The sequence below is a fragment of the Vibrio sp. 1727 genome (assembly GCF_033344415.1).
GTDB lineage: Bacteria > Pseudomonadota > Gammaproteobacteria > Enterobacterales > Vibrionaceae > Vibrio > Vibrio alginolyticus.
The window spans coordinates 1-768 of record NZ_JAWPOT010000207.1; the positions used below are offsets into that span (position 1 = coordinate 1).

1 protein-coding gene is annotated in these 768 nt (G+C 42.3%); it reads right to left on the reverse strand.

Going from position 1 to position 768, the window contains the following annotated elements:
- Window positions 1-15 precede the first annotated feature (15 nt).
- Complete coding sequence (locus tag R8O10_RS24805; RefSeq protein WP_029803014.1) at window positions 16-432, reverse strand: hypothetical protein; 417 nt, start codon at window positions 430-432, stop codon at window positions 16-18.
- Between the last annotated feature and the right edge of the window lie 336 nt (window positions 433-768).

The following is a 768-nucleotide window of genomic DNA, read 5'->3' on the forward strand; positions in this document are numbered from 1 at the left end:
CACAATACTCCACCGCTACTTGGGGGTTAAACTCTCAAGTCCGCTTGCATCGACTCCTTCTAGTGCATGTTTTTCAAGAAGATATGTCTCTGAGCGCTCATTGGCTTTGCGTTGTTCAATCAGTTTTTGCTGCTCTATTGTTATTCGGGTTTGACGCTCAATTGCTTCCTGTTCACTCTCACACTGTCTGAATCCATCAGACCAACCTTGAGCATACTTTTTATCAGAGTTAAATCGGGAAATGTCTTTCTTAAATTCATCAAACAAGCTTCCAGCCGCTTTGTATCCACTGTGACACCCGTCATCAAAACCCTCTGCATATTGAACAGGAAACCCTTTGGCCACCATATTGTCTTTCGTGCTTGCGCAGCCTAAAAGCCCCAAAGTGAATAAAGAGATAACGAACACATTACATTTAGACATTATTTTCATGAAGAATACCTTCGTTTAGCATGGGTAATCAGATTAAAGTCTAGGCAATGGAGTTCGAGGATAGCAAGGTGTCTATTCGGTATAATCTATGTCTCCATATCTAATCCAAAAATGAGTCAACTGCTAAACGACTAATAGGTAATTGGACAACTAAAGATCACCAACAATGTCAGATTGAATCGCCATGACCTCATTTCTTCTGCCACACCATCCACTGTTCTTTGCCTTTGAAGACATCAACGCTGTCGGTAACGGGTGCGCTTTCGATTAGGTGGAAGTTGGCCGCTAGCTTTTGTTCAATCTCTCCGTTGCGTAAACAAAAAGGAGGAAAACGCG

Bases quoted from the DNA above. Each gene is read 5' to 3' on its own strand.
- R8O10_RS24805 (WP_029803014.1), bottom strand. From the start codon at position 432: ATGAAAATAATGTCTAAATGTAATGTGTTCGTTATCTCTTTATTCACT.